The sequence below is a fragment of the Dyadobacter sp. SRI_021 genome (assembly GCF_057586235.1).
Genome location: NZ_JBYCZM010000005.1, coordinates 229,545 through 245,169 on the forward strand (window position 1 = coordinate 229,545; position 15,625 = coordinate 245,169).

Below are 15,625 nucleotides of genomic sequence, written 5' to 3' on the forward strand. Positions count from 1 at the left end.
ATGGGAAAAATCAAAACATTGAAAACCAACTACGCGCTTCCCGGTCAGCCGATGACCGACGAGGAGGTAAATCGTATGGTTCAAGAAACTCAATCAGCTTTCTTCTGAATATCTTCATCATCCCATCTGTCGTTTCATTCCGACTAAAACCGGCATGTGCCGAAACCTGCAACATGGCAGATACCTGGTCATTTACCGTATCAAGCCGGAACGTATTGAAGTCCTGAACATCATTCACAGCAGTCGCAGTCCTTCGAAAATCAAAGCAGCCTGAAAAATCAAGATTTGATGTGCGCTGACAGACAAGCAAAATAATCAGCAGGAAACAGAAAGGAACTCCCCAGGCAGCAACACGCCAGGTGAGCGTCGGACCGCAAAGCGGCGAAAACCGACGAATATCCAAACCAGACCCTGCTTCATACCGCGAAAGCATTGTCAACAAGGAAAAGGATGGGTGTTCTGGCTTAGTTCAATGATTGAAAAACTGACCGGGTCGCCGGTGCGATGATTGAATGATTGAATAGTAAATATTCAATCATTCGGTCATTCAATCATTAATCCTTTACAGTTGCGCGACAGCTCGTGACTCCACCACATGGGTGGCCCCGACGATTCCCCCGGAATGCGTTGATACGCAATCCCTTTTCCTGTTGGAGAAGTATGTTAAAGAACTTTTAATGCCGTAAAGTTAGCGGTATTCAGCTATTTTTCTGGCTTATCTCCAACAAAAACACCTAGCTTTGTCTATTCATTGGTTCGCGCCCCCGGCGTGATTAAAAGGGAATCCGGTGCAAATCCGGAGCAGTACCCGCTGCTGTAAGTTCAATAAACGATGTTCTTGTAAGATGTCACTGGGATATAATTTTGAATGATTGAATTTTGAATGATTGAATAAAAAGTATTCGATCATTCAATCATTCAAAATTCAGTCATTCAATCATTACTCCTGGGAAGGCGCAAGAGCTGAACGAGCCAGAAGACCTGCCGTTGAATAATCCGGTTTTGCTTTCGGGAAGAAAGGCAAGAGGAAACGGCAGGCTGCATTGCGGCTGCGCTACTCCCTGCATTCTCCCATAAGTTATGTTTTAATTTATGCGGAAATCCAAATGATCCAGTATCTGCTTATTGACTCGCTGCTCCTGGGTGTGCAGCATTCCTTCGAACCCGACCATATGGCTGCGGTTTCGGTTCTTGCCACGGAAGAAAACAATAGTGCGGCCCCAGGAGCGGTCCGGCCGGGAGCGGCCCAGCCGGGGGTGACCCCACTGAACCCGGCCATTCGATGGAAACTCATTTGGCGATCCTCCCACTGGGCGCTGGGGCATTCACTCACACTAATTCTATTCGCCGTTCTGGTGCTTTTGCTCAAATCTACGATGTCGCTGCACATTGCCGACCAGGTTGAGCTATTAGTCGGCCCGCTGATGATCTGGCTCGGCATTATGGCGATCCGCCGGAATTTCAAAACAGACGCTCCCGTACCGGCGCCAGTCGAACGCAGGGTGAGCCGCTCATTCTGGGTAGGCATGGTGCACGGTCTTGCCGGTACGGGCGGGGCGTGCGCAGTGGCACTTACACTCGCGGCCCGCGATGCCATGACCGCCGTTTGGATCATTGTACTGCAAAGTATCGGCATTATCCTCTCCATGTCAGCGTACGGCTATTTTTTCGCCTTTTCCATCGGCCGTTTCGCCGGGAAACGCGAACGTTTTCTGATGATCGTCAACTACGCGGTCGGTGTATTCTCGATTCTGATCGGCGGTATCACTCTTTTTGAATCATTTCAATTCTAACAATGTATACCCAATTCTACCGCCCCGCCCACATTTCAGTCGGCGGCTTATTGCTCTCACTACTAGCCATTTCAACCGTAGCGCAGTCGGCAGCATCCGCCCAGGAAAGCAACGCGGATTCGACGGCTAAAAAGCTGCTCGATCCGATCGTGGTAACTGCCACCCGTTTTGAAACCAAAAAGGAAAAGATCGCTCAGAAGCTGGATATTATTTCCAAAGAGGATATTCAGATGACGCCCTCCGCCGACCTGACCGATATTGTCCGAAAAGCAGCCGCGGTGGATGTGATCCAGTACCCCAATCTGTCTTCCGGCATCGGTATCAGGGGATTTCGTCCGCAGTTTTCAGGATTAAACCAGCGGACGCTGTTGCTCATCGATGGCCGCCCGGCGGGTGCAACCAACCTTTCCCAGATCAATCTGAATGGTGTTGAACGGATTGAAGTACTGAAAGGCCCCGCGTCGTCACTGTACGGCTCGCAAGCCATGGGCGGTGTGATCAACGTCATTACCCAACGCTCCAAAGGTACGCCCGGCGGCAATGCATTTCTGGAATATGGAAGTTTCAAGACATTACAGGCCGGCCTCAACACAGGCGGCAATATTACTTCCAAACTGGATTACGATTTGTCATTCAGCTATCTGGAAAGATCCAAGGATTACAAAATCGGTGAGGATAACTGGCTCCGCAATGCATTCGGCTACAAACATGCGCAAAAGAACTACACCGACCGTCCCGTCGTTGAAACTAACGAAACAACCGGTGACGGCAACCGGCGGCCGTTCACCAAGCTGCATTATTTTTCCGGTGCGTTAAGGTTGGGTTATCAGATCAACGATCGCTGGCGGGTGGATGTGCGTGGGGAGCAATTCCAGGCGCGGGATGTAGAATCACCAGGAGAGCTGTCCTCGGGCAGTACAGAAGCCAGTACCAAGGATATTGATCGTCAGGCGCTTGATATCTCATTAACCGGGCAAGTCGGGCAACATAGCCCGAGCGTGAAAGTGTATACTTCGGAAGAGAACACCAAAAACTACACCCAGAATGTGTCGGGTAAACCGGTGGTGCCATTCCGTTCCGCACAAGGACATAATGCATGGAAAGGCATACAGGTGAAAGACGTCTGGAAGCTCGGCCGGCATTCGGTGATATGGGGCTACGATTATCTCAATGCATCCACTAACAGCCGCCGCTGGACCAACGACACTACCGAACGTGCTCCTACTCAGCCCGAATATGCATTGATTTCCAGTGCATTCTTCGCACAGGCATTATTGAGTTTTGGAAAACTTACGTTACAACCAGGAATCCGCCTCGACCACGTTACCTTCGACGTACGCGAAACGCCGTTGCTGCCTACCTACAAAGCCGGTAAAAAAACAACGCCTTTCGCCAGCCCGAGCCTGGGAGCTACCTATGCCCTTCTGCCATCGCTCCGCGCGAAAGCCAACATCGGCCGGGCCTTCGTCACCACCGACGCATACAGCGTAGCTGGTTACAACGAAGTACGCGATTCCAAGGGCCGCATTGCCGTCACAGCCGGTAATCCTGACCTGAAAAACGAAAGCAGCCTGAGTTGGGACCTGGGCCTGGATTTCGCCAAACCACAATCCGGTTTCGCGGCCAATGTGACGTTCTACAGTACCAACGTCGATAACCGCATTGCTAAAATCATCAGAGTCGTAAACGAGCCTTTGGAAAACGGCGACGTGATTGTTTCCCGCGCCACATTTGTTAACGCAGCAGATGCTGAAATCACAGGTCTTGAAACCGAGCTGTCTTATGATTTTGGGGCAAAAAGCGATTATCGCTATTCATTGAAGGCATTCTGGAACGGTAATTCCATAATTAAAGCGAAAGAACTCATCGTAGGCACCGATGCCTCCGAAATACGCCGCGACATTCAGAATGTCGCCCGCAATACTTTCAATTTTGGATGGGCTTATGACAACTTGAAATGGCTGCAAGTACGGCTCTCAGGAAGGGCGGTTGGGGTAAGGAAGGATATCGACTACACTGATCCCATCAATCCTGAGATCGAGTATCCACAATATATGGTGTTGGATTTCGCCGCACAATTCAAAATCCCCGGCGGCCACACTATCGCATTGAAACTAAACAATGCGACCGACGAAAATTACTACGAGAAGCGCGGCTATAACCTTCCTGGGAGAGCGCTTTCCGTGCGGTATTTGAAGAGTTTTTGATATAATAGCGCCTAATCGGTTTTACCGGCCGATTGGGCTTTTTCTTTTTCTAGCTCGATTTTTCTTGCCATCGCCCAATTGCTCATAAATTCGACATCCTCCTTCGATCTCGGGCCATTCCAGACCATCATAGGACCTTTCGGATCTTCATCTTCCCACGAGACCTCTTTGTAGCTTCTATTTTTCACTGTTCGTTCCATATATCTAAAATTAAGCATTTTTAAAGTACAAATCAACTAACGTTTTTGCCGCGAGTCGGCCTGAAAGCAACAAGTCCATGAATGACAGGATCTGATCCGACTTGGAGTTTGTACACCGTATACTCCTTCAAAAGAGAAAGGAAATTAAACTGGAAAGCGCCTCTCGAAGCCACTATCTCCGAACGGCTGGCAGGCGACGCCACCGCATCTACTTTTTCACCCGTCGCATTAAAAGTAAAGGCTGATGATAGTGTGTAAATTTTTGTCATGCAACAAAATTACCAAACCCGGTCGCAACGAACGGTTACCGTTGCGACCGGCTGATAATTAGTACTTATCCCACCAATTCTTCGTCCCCTTACTATTTCTACCGCCCAGTTTCTCCAACGCGGTCCGGTAATGCGCGCCGTTGAGTGAGGCTTCGACGAGTGGATAGGTCATACGCTTGGAGATGTCGGTAACGTCCGGATCGAGGGAACCGTCCGCAGGGAGAGCGAAAATGGCCTTGCCCGTGATCGGGTCCTTGAAGTCCAGCCGGAGGCGTTCGAGCCAGCCCTGAATGCCCTGGGTGTACATGGCTATCCATTTCTGTGAGCCGATGCTGTCCTTCCATTTAGCGACATTGTAAGGCACTTTTTTGAGGTAAACTGTAACGCTTTCCTCGCGTACGCCAGCGAAGCGCATAGAGGCAGTGATACCCTCCTGGTAATATTGGGCCGCGGTGCCGGTAAGCCCGACTTTCAGCTCCCTGGCCTGGATTTCAGCGAGCATGAATTTCACTTCGGCCAGATCCAGCCAGATAGTCGGGGCAGTAGCGCCTACTGCATAGTTCGATGGTAAACTCACCAACGTCGGGTCGCCGTTGGAGCTTGCATCACTGCTTTCCTGCCCGTACACTTCGCCTACATAATCATTGGTATTCAGGCGCGGTTGCGCGAAAACAGGCAGCCGGGGATCGTCGTAGAGTTTGAGATAATCAATAAACGGCTTCGACATCGAGAAATCCACACGCACTTTGAACGACTGGTTCATCGGGTTGTTGTTCGGCGGCGAAGGCAACCAGCGGAACAGGGCACTTTGTTCCTGCGTACTGATAATGCCTCCATTGGCCGAATCCAGCGATTTTTTGATCGCTTCTGTGGCTTCTGCAGGTTTCGCGTCGATCATGCGTAACGCGATGCGTAGCCGAAGCGAGTTGGCGAAGCGTTTCCAGGCATTCACGTCGCCGCCATATAAAACATCGCCTGTGGCGTAGCTCGGTTCGGCAGCATCGAGATTCTCGATGTGCTCGTCCAGGCTGGTCAGCAAGCCGGCGTAAACCTCCTCTCCCGTATTATATGCAGGCGTGACGTCGTCGGCATTCAACGCCTCGGCATAAGGAATGGGGCCACCGTAAATATCGGTCAGGAAATGGTAGGTATATGCCTTCACGATCCCGGCGATGGCAATGCGGTTTTTATATCCCGCCCATTGCGATTCCTGCTCCACTTTTTGCGCTTCGTGTAACTCACTCAGTACATCGGTGTAAAAGGAGTTCCACATGATCTGGTTGGTACTTTCACGGATCTGGTAGCGGCTCTCATCCGAGTAGTAGGTCGACGACCAGTATTGGGCATAATACATTCCAAAGCGGCCATTGTTCCACTCATCGGTAATGTTGGTGGAAAAATTGTATTGCGCATTCGTGAGCAACTGCGCCGAAGTAGCATGTTCTGCACGGTTAGGGTCCTTGTTCATTTCCTCAAAACCGTCGGTACAGGCCAACGCCGAGGTTAGCAGTAATGCGCTGGTTATTTTCCTGATATTTTTCATAGCTGTTCTCATTTAAAATCCGAAAGAAACATTCACGCCCATCGAGCGGACGGACGGCAGCGCGCCGCCTTCGAGCCCCTGCCAGTTGGAAATGGAATTGGTGATCGCAGTAGGATCGACGTGTTTGGAATTCGATTTGATCAACCACAAATTCCTGCCGGTGAGCGCCACACGCACTTTGCTGAACGGCGTTCTGGAAACCCATCCCTCAGGCAGGTTATATCCCAGGCTGACCTCGCGCAGGTAAATATAGCTGGCGTCAATTACGTCGATCGAGTTGATATTATAGCCACCGTTCCCGTTGCTGCTATAATGATCACGCGCTGAAATAACTACGTCGTTAGGCGTGCCGTCCTGCTTCACGCCTTCGGCGATGATACCATCTTCACGAATCCTCCCCGCTGCGGTTTCTTCCAGGATACCCGTCTCACGGCCAAACATTTGCGTAGTCGAGAAGAAGCTGCCGCCTTTCTGAAAATCGACCAGCGCCGAGAGGTTAAAACCTTTGTAGCGGAACGCATTGATCACCCCGCCGGTAAATGACGGCAGCACTGAACCCAGCACTTTCTGCTCGTCGGATCGCAGGTACACCCCGTCCTCATTCACTACTTTCTGGCCTTTTTCGTTGTATACAAAATCATAACCCACAATGGAGCCGAACGACTCTCCTTCGCGGGCTTCCAACTGCACAGCGAACGGCGCGCTGGCTAACACCATCGTCTTCTGATCGGTGGTAAGGCGCACGATCTTGTTATGATTCTTCGCCCAGTTCAGCGTAACGTCCCATTTGAAGTTGCCGGCGGAAACCGGTGACGCATTCAGGCTCAGCTCAATACCTTTGTTTTGAAGCAAACCTGCATTCACATACTTATAGGTGGCACCCGTAGCAGCCGAGCGGCTCAGCGGGATAATCTGGTTCCGGGTGCGGCGGTTGTAATACGACAAATTCAGCCCCAACCGGTTGTTGAGCACTTTCAGCTCGGTACCAAACTCGTATTCTGAGGTAATTTCCGGTTTCAGATCCGGGTTGGGCAACGTATTGGGCACCGAAACGCGCGAATCCGTACCGAATGGCTGGTAAAGCAGATATGCCAGCGTCACATTGTACGGATCGGTGTCGTTGCCCACCTGGGCGAGCGCCGCGCGGACTTTCAGGAAATTCAGCCAGTTTGCGTCGATCAGCCCGGAGGCGATCCACGATACCGAACCGGAGGGGTAGAAATACGAATTGTGCTTCACCGGCAATGTCGATGACCAGTCGTTTCGCGCACCCAGATCGAGGAAAAGCATGTCCTTGTATCCCAATGAAGAGCTCGCGAATACGGAATTAATGCGTTTTTTGGTTTTCAAGTCCGTAATATCCGGCCGGCCCATCGATGCTTCCAGGCTGAAAACATTCGAGCTCAGCCCGTCCACCGTTTTCGAAATGAGCGTAGAGCCGGTGCGGGTCATACGGTTCACACCCACGTTGGCATTCCAGGAAAAGTCTTTGGTAAAAAGCTTATTATAGGACAGCAATCCCTGAATATTGTTTTCCAAATGCCCGTATTTACTCAGCCAGTATTGCGACGTGTACTGCGAGCCAATGGCAACCCTCTCTTCCTGCGTTTCAAAATAAGTGTCCGTCATATATTTCACCTCTGCGGTGAGCCCTTCGGCCAGTTTGTAACTCGCAGCGAGGTTACCAAAAACGCGCGTGCGGCCGTCGGTTTCGTAGTTTTTGTGCCTTACCCAATACGGGTTGTTCGAATACCGGGGCGTGGGGTTGAACCACGATGAGCGGTTCCAGGTAAGCTGTGTGCCGTCGGGCAGTTCGTATTCCTTCATTTTGTTGAAATCGATCTGCCGCTGGCCCCACTGAGTAAACTGTACCATCACGTTCGCACCATCGTCGCCATAACCGGTTCCGGGCCTGCCTTTGGCCGAATGTGTCACAAAGTTCGCGGCGCCTGAGATCGTCAGGTTCTTGATGGCCTCATAGCTGGCATTGATGCTCGCATTATGGCGCGTTAGCTTGGAATTCGGCAGGATGAATTTCTGGTCGAAATTGGAATAGGAAATACGGTACGAGCCTTTATCGGTAGCGCCGTCGAGGGAAATGTTGTGGTTAAAGGTGCTTCCGGTCTCAAAGAAACTCCTGATATTGTTCGGCTGCGCTTCCCAGGGTACCACTTTGCCGAAATCCGGATTCTTGCTATCTCTGTCCCAGCTCCAATACGGCCTGTAAAGCTGCCCCTCGAATTTCGGACCCCACGATTCGTCGGTGGCGTATTGCGGAAGCAAATCATAGCGACCTTTCCCGTCGTTATCGTCATAACTGCCCTTGCGGTCATCGGGGAAAGCCTCCGGGTTATCATTGTAATACAGCTTCTGAAAACGGTAGCCGCCGCCATATTTATTCTGGTAACGCGGCAGTTTATACACCTTGTCGATATTGTAGCCGAAAGTGTAGCTCAGGTTAGGCTTCCGCGATTTGCCGCCTTTTTTAGTAGTAATCACAATCACCCCGTTCGAACCCCGGCTGCCATACAATGCCGTGGCTGCCGCTCCTTTGAGCACCGTCACATTCTCGACGTCGTTCGGGTTTAAGTCCTGGATGGAATTCCCGAAGTCATAGCCGCCCGCCCCGCGTTGTTGTTCGAGCGAGTTGGTATTCCGGTTTTCCATCGGCATTCCGTCCACAACGAAGAGCGGGTTATTGTTACCGTAAATCGAATTGATACCCCTGATATTGATCTTCGCCGAGCCGCCCATCGAGCCCGTGTTACCCGCTACCTGCACGCCCGCGAGCTTGCCCGAGAGCGAATGCACCAGGTTTGCCTCCCGTACATTGCTCAGCTCTCCGCCGTCGAGTTTCTGAGCCCCGAAACCGATCGACTTTTCTTCCCGCCGGATGCCTAATGCCGTTACCACCACTTCGCCCAGTTGCCGCGTGTCCTGCGCAAGCGAAATGTCGAGTTTCGAGCGGCCGCCTACCTTTATTTCCTGTGTTTCAAAACCGATATAACTAAAAACGAGCACGGTAGTATCACTTCCCACTTTAATAGAATACTCCCCATTTCCGTTGGTCTGCGTACCGATGTGGGCATTCCTGACCTTGATATTAACCCCCGCGAGCGCGGTACCGTCGTCCTTCGCGGTCACCGAACCGGTCACCGTCCTGTCTTGTGCGATCGCATGAATTGCCGGCAGCAATAGCATGCACCAGAGTGAATAGATATTTTTCATGGTATATATGGATTGGTAAAAAATACGCACGTGTTGCCTGCGCGAAGGCGCGGCAAAGGCTTGAAGCAATGCAGCGGGCACAATGCTCCCATTCTCCGGTTTTGGCCGGCGTGAAAATGAATGCGTTAGTTTTTAACGAAACAGGTTAACCTGCTCGGCAACGATCTTCCAGCCTTCGGGCCGGTGCTGCCAGACGCGGGTAAAGAACCCTTCCACAGTTTTGTCGCCCTTCACAGCCTTAGCTTTGCCGAAACAATAAGCGAGGTCACCTGCTTTGGAAATAACTTGTCCTGACCTGATAAATTGGTATGATTGAATTGACTGCTGCGCTAGTGTACCAAGTGCTTCCGCTTTGGTTTTACCAAACGGTCGGTCACTCCTCAATAACACGACTTCATCGGCCAAGAATTGCTTGTAGGCTTGATCGGCGTCTTTTCCGGCCGCTTCGGAAAATGCATCTTCCGCCTTCCAGGGCTGAGGAGAGCGCTCATTTACCTTCGGAATCGGCGAAATATACGCGTATGCCGCATTGCTTTGCGGTTCAGGATCGCGCTGGAATGCTTCCGTCGCATTACCGGAATGGATCACGCCGCCGTCGAGCATTACCTTGAACCGCCCGGCAGTATTCTTCTTCCAAACCGAAAAAAAGTAACCCGAACCCACTGCCTCCTGCGCCCGATCAGACAAAAATTGAAACGGACCGGATGTAAAACCCATGTCACCATCCTGCGAAACATGGCCGATAGTGGGATACCATTTCAACAGGTCCTTGCCGCCTTTCGGGACATTGCTGTATTGCGCTATGCCGTTCACGGCCCCTTCCCCATTGAATATCACGCCTGCACTATCCAGGTATGCCAGAAAGGCGGTCGGCACATCCGTTCTCTCCGCTTTGGCCGCAAATGCTTTTTCCTCTCGAATCAATGTTGCCAGATCGGGGTCGATCTGCTGTGACCTTACGCTATATACGCAGCCCAAACCCAACGCGAAACAAAGCATCCAGCGCCACCGGAAAAACCGCGCGCTTTGATGCGGAATATGTACAAGTCGGGACATTGCGAACGATCTAGTCAGGAGTTATAACACAATGATACAGCATCTTAAGCAATAGTAAAAGCAGCGGACAGTACCATCGACGAACGACCCAAAGTATCGGCAAAATGCCTTTGTAGAATAAAATCGTCGTATCAATACCGGACTATGCCGTTCGTCAGTTCTTAGGTGTATTTAAATAAAACAATCCCGCCCCATGCATAAGGAGCGGGATTGCGTTTAAATGCTTGAAAAAGATCAGAACACAATCTGCGCGCGGATTTCTCCGGCCGGATGCAGCACGTTATGAATGTTGAAATAATACAGCCCATTGAGCAGCTCCGCTTCCTTGATCTTCACCTCATCCACAATCACTGAGTTGGAGAATTCCCCTGATAGTGTTTTAGGAAAATTGGTAAAAAAGTCATGCTGAACCGGTGCATTGGAGCCCGGGGCCGCCGTTCCGTGAATATGAGAGCCTGTCGGCGTAGCTTCCAGGTCTTTCCATTTGATGAAATAGCTCAGCAATTTTGTCGATTTGTTGTACATCACATCTACCGTTCCCGCCGCAGCTGAAACAACAGGCGGCACTTGCTGCGTCCCCTGGAGCATCAGACCTTTAGCGACAACAATATGCGGCTGATCGTAAAACTCGATTTGCCCGCGGATCTCACCACCGGGATTGGTCGGAGTGTGAATATTGAAATAGTACAGCCCGTTCAGCAGGTCGTTTTCGTTGATCATCGTTCCGTCCACGACTACTGAAGTCGAATAGGTGCCCGTCGTAGTCTTTGGAATAGCCGAAAAGAAATCGAATTTGACAGCAGCATTGGTTCCACGCGCCGCGATCCCGTGTATATGCGCGCCTGTGGGAATCCCTGTCAGATTGGCCCAATTGAGCGTAAATGTGAGCAAGTGGGTCGTTTTGTTATACGATACATCGGCCCAGCCGGTAGCCTGAGTTTCCTTTGCCGGCATCTCCTGCGAACCGCTCAGCGGTAAACCATTCTGCCTGACAACATCCTGCGGGGTATCGTGGTCATCACATGCCGTAAACAGCGCGACGAGCAGCCATACCAGTCCAAACTTACATAGAACTTTCATCATTTGGCTTTGTTGGATTGAGTTGAAAGATTTATATAAAGCATTCCTCTAAAATTACAATTAAATACCCACAGTTACGGATAACCGAAATGAATAAAATATTAAGGAATAATTTATCAAACCACAACTGACCAAGGTGTTACTCCCGTCGTATTATCTGTAATAAGGCTTCCCGAAACGGCGCCACCAGAGCAAAGATAAAATGATAGGAAAACAATAGGCTACCCAGAAAAAGCGGCCATCGGTATGGGCGGAAAAAAAGCGTGTAAAACCAAAGCAGGTAGCCTCCTATGGTACCTACCCATAACGGCAGTTCGTCTTTCCAGGCACTTTTTACAGCGTTCCCGAATTTTAACAGGTAATAACAGCATAAAACCCCCGGAATGCCGAAACTCAGAATCGAGCTTAGATAGGCATGTGAGCGGGTGAAGTTATCGACAATGCGCCACGTAATTGGCTGCCAAAAAAGCACCGGCGTGCTGCCATGGCCATTGGGAATGTACTTCTTTACCAGGCCCCATGCTACCAGGTAAAGCAATAATCCGGCGATGGCCGAATAATACCATCGGTTATCCTTTTTGGTAAATCCATAGGCAACCGCAACGGGGATTAACAGCACAATCCCTTCCTTGGCAATGGTCCCCAAAACCACGGCAAGCAGAAACAGCAGGTGGTTTTCCTTATAAATAGCGTAGGTTCCGGCAAAAATCATCAGCAAAACACCTGAGTCGACATAGCCGATCGTACTATAATAAAATGTCGGAAAAGAAATTACGAACAGGTATAAACCTGTCCAAATAAGCTTGTTGTCCAGCTTGAAATGTTCCAGAAGCTTGTAAAGAAGCCAGATCGCCGCAAGCAGGAAGATAACGTTAATGATATTGATGGATGTCATCGGATCAAACGGTAATTGTGATGCCGCAATCGTCACAAGCAAGCGTTCATTAAAGGGGGCCTGTAAGTAAAACGCTACATGCTCACCTCTCAGAAACTGCACGTTTCCGATATAAAAAGCGGCATCTCCCAGCGAGCGCTTTACCAGCAGATCGTTCCGGTTGAAACGTACCGCCACAACAAGAAAAAAACAGATCAGCAACGCAGCAGGGCTTCGCCAAAAATTAGAAGGCATGTGTGTAAATTAAAATTATAAATACAACCAAATAAGCGGATCCGAAATTAACGCAGTTACCATTACTTTCCTCTACTTTTTCATGCGTTGGTCGATATAATTTCATTCCCGGCGATCTTTTCCATTCATTTACCACATCATTTCAAAACACGCCTATGGAAACGCCCTTCCTGGAAAAGCAAGTAAGGCTTCCGTTCTCAAACCGAACGGTTTCTGTCAAGTATGCGCTGGTACATGCCTGCTACTGGCTGCTGGTGACGGGCTTTTTCCTGTATGAAAAACGCTACCTGATTTTCAAGGCAAGCCTCAACTATTTCGCGATCTGCGTCGCCGCCCGCGTGGTCCTGCTGATCGTCATTGCGTACTTGAACCTGCATTACTTTTTACCTAAATACCTTTCAAGGAAAAAGTACGGCCAGTATTTCGGAATGGTGCTGCTGTCAATCCTGGGGTACCTCTTCATTCAATCTTTCTTTGATTACTATCTGTACGGGTACGTGATCGGTCCGATGCGGAACAGCAATATCGTGGAAGCACTGTCCTATAACTTTTTCAGCACACTCTGGTACCTGGCGCTGATGGTCGCGCTCAAACTAAGCATCGATTGGTATGAGCAACAACGCATCCTGCAACAGATCGTGGTCGAAAAACTGAATGCGGAAGTCAATTTCCTCCGCTCGCAAGTGAACCCGCATTTCCTTTTCAACATACTCAACAACCTGTACGCATTAACTTTAAAGAAATCGGATCTGGCGCCGGAAATGGTACTGAAATTATCCGAAATGATGGAGTATATGCTCTACGACAGCGACGACAGCACGGTTTCGCTCGACAAGGAGATCAGCTATTTGCACAACTACATTGAGCTCGAAAGGATCCGCTACGACAATAACCCGGATATTTCGCTGGAAATTGCCGGCGATCCCGACGGAAAAGAAATCGCCCCGCTCCTGCTACTGCCGTTGGTCGAAAACGCATTCAAGCACGGTGTAAGCCGTAAATCCGAAAAAGGCTGGCTGCATGGAAAGATACACGTCGGCCCGTCGGCCCTGAAAGTAACGATTGAAAACAGCAAATCGAATCCTGCGGGGAAAGCTGCGACGAATGATAGCAAAGGAGGCATCGGCCTTGCCAACCTCCGCAAGCGGTTGGAACTGCTGTACCCGTCACGCCACAGCCTGCAAATCGATGATCAAAAGGAACGTTTCAGTGTTTTTATGGAAATCAATTTGGCCAACACATAATCAGAACTTGCCATGAAAAAGTACATCCTGCTTCCGCTTTTAATATCCACAATTGGCGCTGCAATAAGCTGGGTCACACCCGGCCTCGTATCGCCCGAACCTGAAATATTCGTCGCCGCCACACCCTGCGACGCCGTCCCGAGGCATCTGCTGGCGATCCCTGCTAACCTGGATTGCGAAATGATCAAATGGCGCCTCACGCTCCGCCGCGATCCGCGCAACCTGGGCCGCGACGATTTCAAACTGCAATACACCTACGGCATGACCAAGCCCGGCACGCAGGGCTTCATGAATGATGGGTTCAGTAAGGAGATTTCGGGGAAATGGGTTATCTCCAAAAACACCGGCAAAATACCAGGCAAGCAGATCTTCACCTTGCAGCCAACTGCCTCGGAAGGTGCTATTACCCTTTTGCAGATGAGCGATCGTATGCTGCATTTATTGGATACGCAAGGTCATTTAATGATCGGCAATGCGGGTTTCAGTTATACTTTCAACAAACAGAACGCTAATCTGTAATAAACGTCCGTCAGCCATGAAAGCATTGTTTTTCCTCTCCGCTTGCGTCATAACGCTGCAAAACGTGTCGGCACAATCTACAATACCCGCCAATGTGCCTTCCCAAACGACCACTCGTAGTCCCATCGCCGAAGGGCCGGATGTATGGGGCGTATTCCATGGCCGCGTGCCTTGCCAGACGATGGCGTCCATCATGCACATTTCTGTCCAGTCCAACTGCGAAAAACTGAAATGGGGGTTTACGTTCTACCAAGACCCTCAAACCAAAAATCCGACTACTTACCAATGGAATGGCTCACTTTTCCGGGACAAACCGCGAACCGGTAAATGGACGCTCGTGAAAGGCTCCGCCGAAAACCCGGATGCAACCGTCATCCAACTCGATCCCGATCAGCCCGAAAAATCGATCTTCCTGCTGAAAGGCGACGAAAATGTGTTATTTATACTCGACGGTTCGAAAAAACTCATGGTCGGCGGCGACTATCTGAGCTACACCTTCAACCGGGTTTCCAACCGGGTCTCCAACCGGGTCTCCAACCGGGTCTCCAACCGGGTCTCCAACCGGGCCACTGACTGATTTTCCGGACAAAAATCCTGACGTATGCTGCAATGCGTGATCATCGATGACGAACCTCTCGCGAGGGGAATACTGGAAGAATACCTGTGCAAATCGGGCATTACGGGTGCCGTGCAGTTCGGCAATGCCCGTGACGCGCTCGGGTACCTGCAAGCGCACGAGCCGGATGTCCTGTTTCTGGATATTGAAATGCCTGAAATGAACGGCATCGACTTCCTGAAATCACTACCGCAACCGCCCATTACCGTTTTCACCACCGCCTACCGCGACTATGCCTTCGAAGGTTACGAACTTGGCGTCATTGATTTTCTCTTAAAGCCCATTTCATTTCCCCGTTTCCAGCATTCCCTCGAAAAAGTGCGTGATTTCCTGCAATTGAAAGAACAGAATGCCGACCTGGAACAGAACCTGTCGGAAGAGAAACCAGACTTTGTATTTGTCAAAAGCGGCGTCCAGCGCGTCCGCCTTGCTTTCGACGATATTTCCCATATCCAGGGACTGAAAGATTACGCCATTATCCATACCAGCACCGGTAAAGTCGTCATCAAAGGCTCCGTGAAGGCCATGCTCGATATCTTTCCGCCCGCCCGCTTCCTGCGCGTGCACAAGTCGTTCATTATGGCCATCGACAAAATCCGGCGGATAGAAAGAAACCGGATTATCTGGGGCAGTCATCAGATTCCGATCGGGAGGAATTACAAGGAGGAGGTGATTCAGTTGACAGGCCGCTGATATTCGCCGGCCATAGTTAGTATTTGGTCAGATACCTTTTGAGAATCA

The 15,625-nt window shown here is 50.4% G+C and carries 14 protein-coding genes and 1 riboswitch; of the genes, 7 read left to right on the plus strand and 7 right to left on the minus strand.

Translation table 11 applies throughout. From position 1 onward, the window contains the following. Positions 1 to 10: 10 nt before the first annotated feature. On the minus strand, positions 11 to 433 hold the full coding sequence (locus AC2YIT_RS17075; protein WP_487279947.1) for a hypothetical protein: 423 nt from the start codon (positions 431 to 433) through the stop codon (positions 11 to 13). A gap of 302 nt (positions 434 to 735) precedes the next feature. Next, a riboswitch (cobalamin riboswitch) is annotated at positions 736 to 1,003 on the plus strand. A gap of 103 nt (positions 1,004 to 1,106) precedes the next feature. On the opposite strand from AC2YIT_RS17075, the gene AC2YIT_RS17080 reads away from it, so the two are divergent. Further along, on the plus strand, positions 1,107 to 1,793 hold the full coding sequence (locus AC2YIT_RS17080) for a hypothetical protein (RefSeq protein WP_487279948.1): 687 nt from the start codon (positions 1,107 to 1,109) through the stop codon (positions 1,791 to 1,793). A gap of 2 nt (positions 1,794 to 1,795) precedes the next feature. Continuing rightward, entirely contained in the window at positions 1,796 to 4,000 is a 2,205-nt protein-coding gene (locus tag AC2YIT_RS17085; protein ID WP_487279949.1) for a TonB-dependent receptor plug domain-containing protein, read from the plus strand. An 11-nt stretch (positions 4,001 to 4,011) separates the two neighbouring features. On the opposite strand, the gene AC2YIT_RS17090 is transcribed toward AC2YIT_RS17085, so the two are convergent. Next, positions 4,012 to 4,200: a hypothetical protein gene (locus AC2YIT_RS17090; protein WP_430848969.1), complete on the minus strand. Its 189-nt coding sequence runs from the start codon at positions 4,198 to 4,200 to the stop codon at positions 4,012 to 4,014. A gap of 81 nt (positions 4,201 to 4,281) precedes the next feature. Between AC2YIT_RS17090 and AC2YIT_RS17095 the strand changes: the two genes are divergently transcribed. Then, a complete protein-coding gene (locus AC2YIT_RS17095; protein WP_430848971.1) occupies positions 4,282 to 4,458 on the plus strand; it encodes a hypothetical protein in 177 nt (58 codons plus the stop codon). A 69-nt stretch (positions 4,459 to 4,527) separates the two neighbouring features. On the opposite strand, the gene AC2YIT_RS17100 is transcribed toward AC2YIT_RS17095, so the two are convergent. The 5 genes from AC2YIT_RS17100 to AC2YIT_RS17120 form a co-directional block, all read right to left on the minus strand. After that, the gene (locus tag AC2YIT_RS17100) at positions 4,528 to 6,012 is read right to left on the minus strand and encodes a SusD/RagB family nutrient-binding outer membrane lipoprotein (protein WP_487279950.1); all 1,485 of its coding nucleotides are present in this window, start codon (positions 6,010 to 6,012) and stop codon (positions 4,528 to 4,530) included. Between the two features lie 12 nt (positions 6,013 to 6,024). Then, the gene (locus AC2YIT_RS17105) at positions 6,025 to 9,240 is read right to left on the minus strand and encodes a SusC/RagA family TonB-linked outer membrane protein (RefSeq protein ID WP_487279951.1); all 3,216 of its coding nucleotides are present in this window, start codon (positions 9,238 to 9,240) and stop codon (positions 6,025 to 6,027) included. Positions 9,241 to 9,372: 132 nt separating this feature from the next. Continuing rightward, entirely contained in the window at positions 9,373 to 10,296 is a 924-nt protein-coding gene (locus AC2YIT_RS17110; RefSeq protein WP_487279952.1) for a nuclear transport factor 2 family protein, read from the minus strand. A 234-nt stretch (positions 10,297 to 10,530) separates the two neighbouring features. Next, complete coding sequence (locus tag AC2YIT_RS17115; RefSeq protein ID WP_487279953.1) at positions 10,531 to 11,379, minus strand: CHRD domain-containing protein; 849 nt, start codon at positions 11,377 to 11,379, stop codon at positions 10,531 to 10,533. Between the two features lie 136 nt (positions 11,380 to 11,515). After that, positions 11,516 to 12,505: a hypothetical protein gene (locus AC2YIT_RS17120; RefSeq protein WP_487279954.1), complete on the minus strand. Its 990-nt coding sequence runs from the start codon at positions 12,503 to 12,505 to the stop codon at positions 11,516 to 11,518. Positions 12,506 to 12,660: 155 nt separating this feature from the next. Here AC2YIT_RS17120 and AC2YIT_RS17125 point away from each other — a divergent pair, with 155 nt between their 5' ends. From AC2YIT_RS17125 to AC2YIT_RS17140, 4 genes are read left to right on the plus strand one after another with little or no spacing between them, the layout of a single operon-like run. Next, positions 12,661 to 13,749 carry a sensor histidine kinase gene (locus AC2YIT_RS17125; protein WP_430848983.1) on the plus strand — a complete coding sequence of 363 codons (1,089 nt, stop codon included), beginning with the start codon at positions 12,661 to 12,663 and terminating at the stop codon, positions 13,747 to 13,749. 12 nt (positions 13,750 to 13,761) lie between these two features. Then, positions 13,762 to 14,268, plus strand: coding sequence for a hypothetical protein (locus AC2YIT_RS17130; RefSeq protein WP_487279955.1), 507 nt, complete (start codon positions 13,762 to 13,764; stop codon positions 14,266 to 14,268). Positions 14,269 to 14,284: 16 nt separating this feature from the next. After that, positions 14,285 to 14,845 carry a hypothetical protein gene (locus tag AC2YIT_RS17135; RefSeq protein WP_487279956.1) on the plus strand — a complete coding sequence of 187 codons (561 nt, stop codon included), beginning with the start codon at positions 14,285 to 14,287 and terminating at the stop codon, positions 14,843 to 14,845. A gap of 24 nt (positions 14,846 to 14,869) precedes the next feature. Further along, on the plus strand, positions 14,870 to 15,577 hold the full coding sequence (locus tag AC2YIT_RS17140) for a LytR/AlgR family response regulator transcription factor (RefSeq protein ID WP_487279957.1): 708 nt from the start codon (positions 14,870 to 14,872) through the stop codon (positions 15,575 to 15,577). Positions 15,578 to 15,625 lie beyond the last annotated feature (48 nt).

Coding starts and splice junctions, on each gene's coding strand:
- AC2YIT_RS17075 (WP_487279947.1), bottom strand. CDS start 433: ATGCTTTCGCGGTATGAAGCAGGGTCTGGTTTGGATATTCGTCGGTTT.
- AC2YIT_RS17080 (WP_487279948.1), top strand. CDS start 1,107: ATGATCCAGTATCTGCTTATTGACTCGCTGCTCCTGGGTGTGCAGCAT.
- AC2YIT_RS17085 (WP_487279949.1), top strand. CDS start 1,796: ATGTATACCCAATTCTACCGCCCCGCCCACATTTCAGTCGGCGGCTTA.
- AC2YIT_RS17090 (WP_430848969.1), bottom strand. CDS start 4,200: ATGGAACGAACAGTGAAAAATAGAAGCTACAAAGAGGTCTCGTGGGAA.
- AC2YIT_RS17095 (WP_430848971.1), top strand. CDS start 4,282: ATGACAGGATCTGATCCGACTTGGAGTTTGTACACCGTATACTCCTTC.
- AC2YIT_RS17100 (WP_487279950.1), bottom strand. CDS start 6,012: ATGAAAAATATCAGGAAAATAACCAGCGCATTACTGCTAACCTCGGCG.
- AC2YIT_RS17105 (WP_487279951.1), bottom strand. CDS start 9,240: ATGAAAAATATCTATTCACTCTGGTGCATGCTATTGCTGCCGGCAATT.
- AC2YIT_RS17110 (WP_487279952.1), bottom strand. CDS start 10,296: ATGTCCCGACTTGTACATATTCCGCATCAAAGCGCGCGGTTTTTCCGG.
- AC2YIT_RS17115 (WP_487279953.1), bottom strand. CDS start 11,379: ATGATGAAAGTTCTATGTAAGTTTGGACTGGTATGGCTGCTCGTCGCG.
- AC2YIT_RS17120 (WP_487279954.1), bottom strand. CDS start 12,505: ATGCCTTCTAATTTTTGGCGAAGCCCTGCTGCGTTGCTGATCTGTTTT.
- AC2YIT_RS17125 (WP_430848983.1), top strand. CDS start 12,661: ATGGAAACGCCCTTCCTGGAAAAGCAAGTAAGGCTTCCGTTCTCAAAC.
- AC2YIT_RS17130 (WP_487279955.1), top strand. CDS start 13,762: ATGAAAAAGTACATCCTGCTTCCGCTTTTAATATCCACAATTGGCGCT.
- AC2YIT_RS17135 (WP_487279956.1), top strand. CDS start 14,285: ATGAAAGCATTGTTTTTCCTCTCCGCTTGCGTCATAACGCTGCAAAAC.
- AC2YIT_RS17140 (WP_487279957.1), top strand. CDS start 14,870: ATGCTGCAATGCGTGATCATCGATGACGAACCTCTCGCGAGGGGAATA.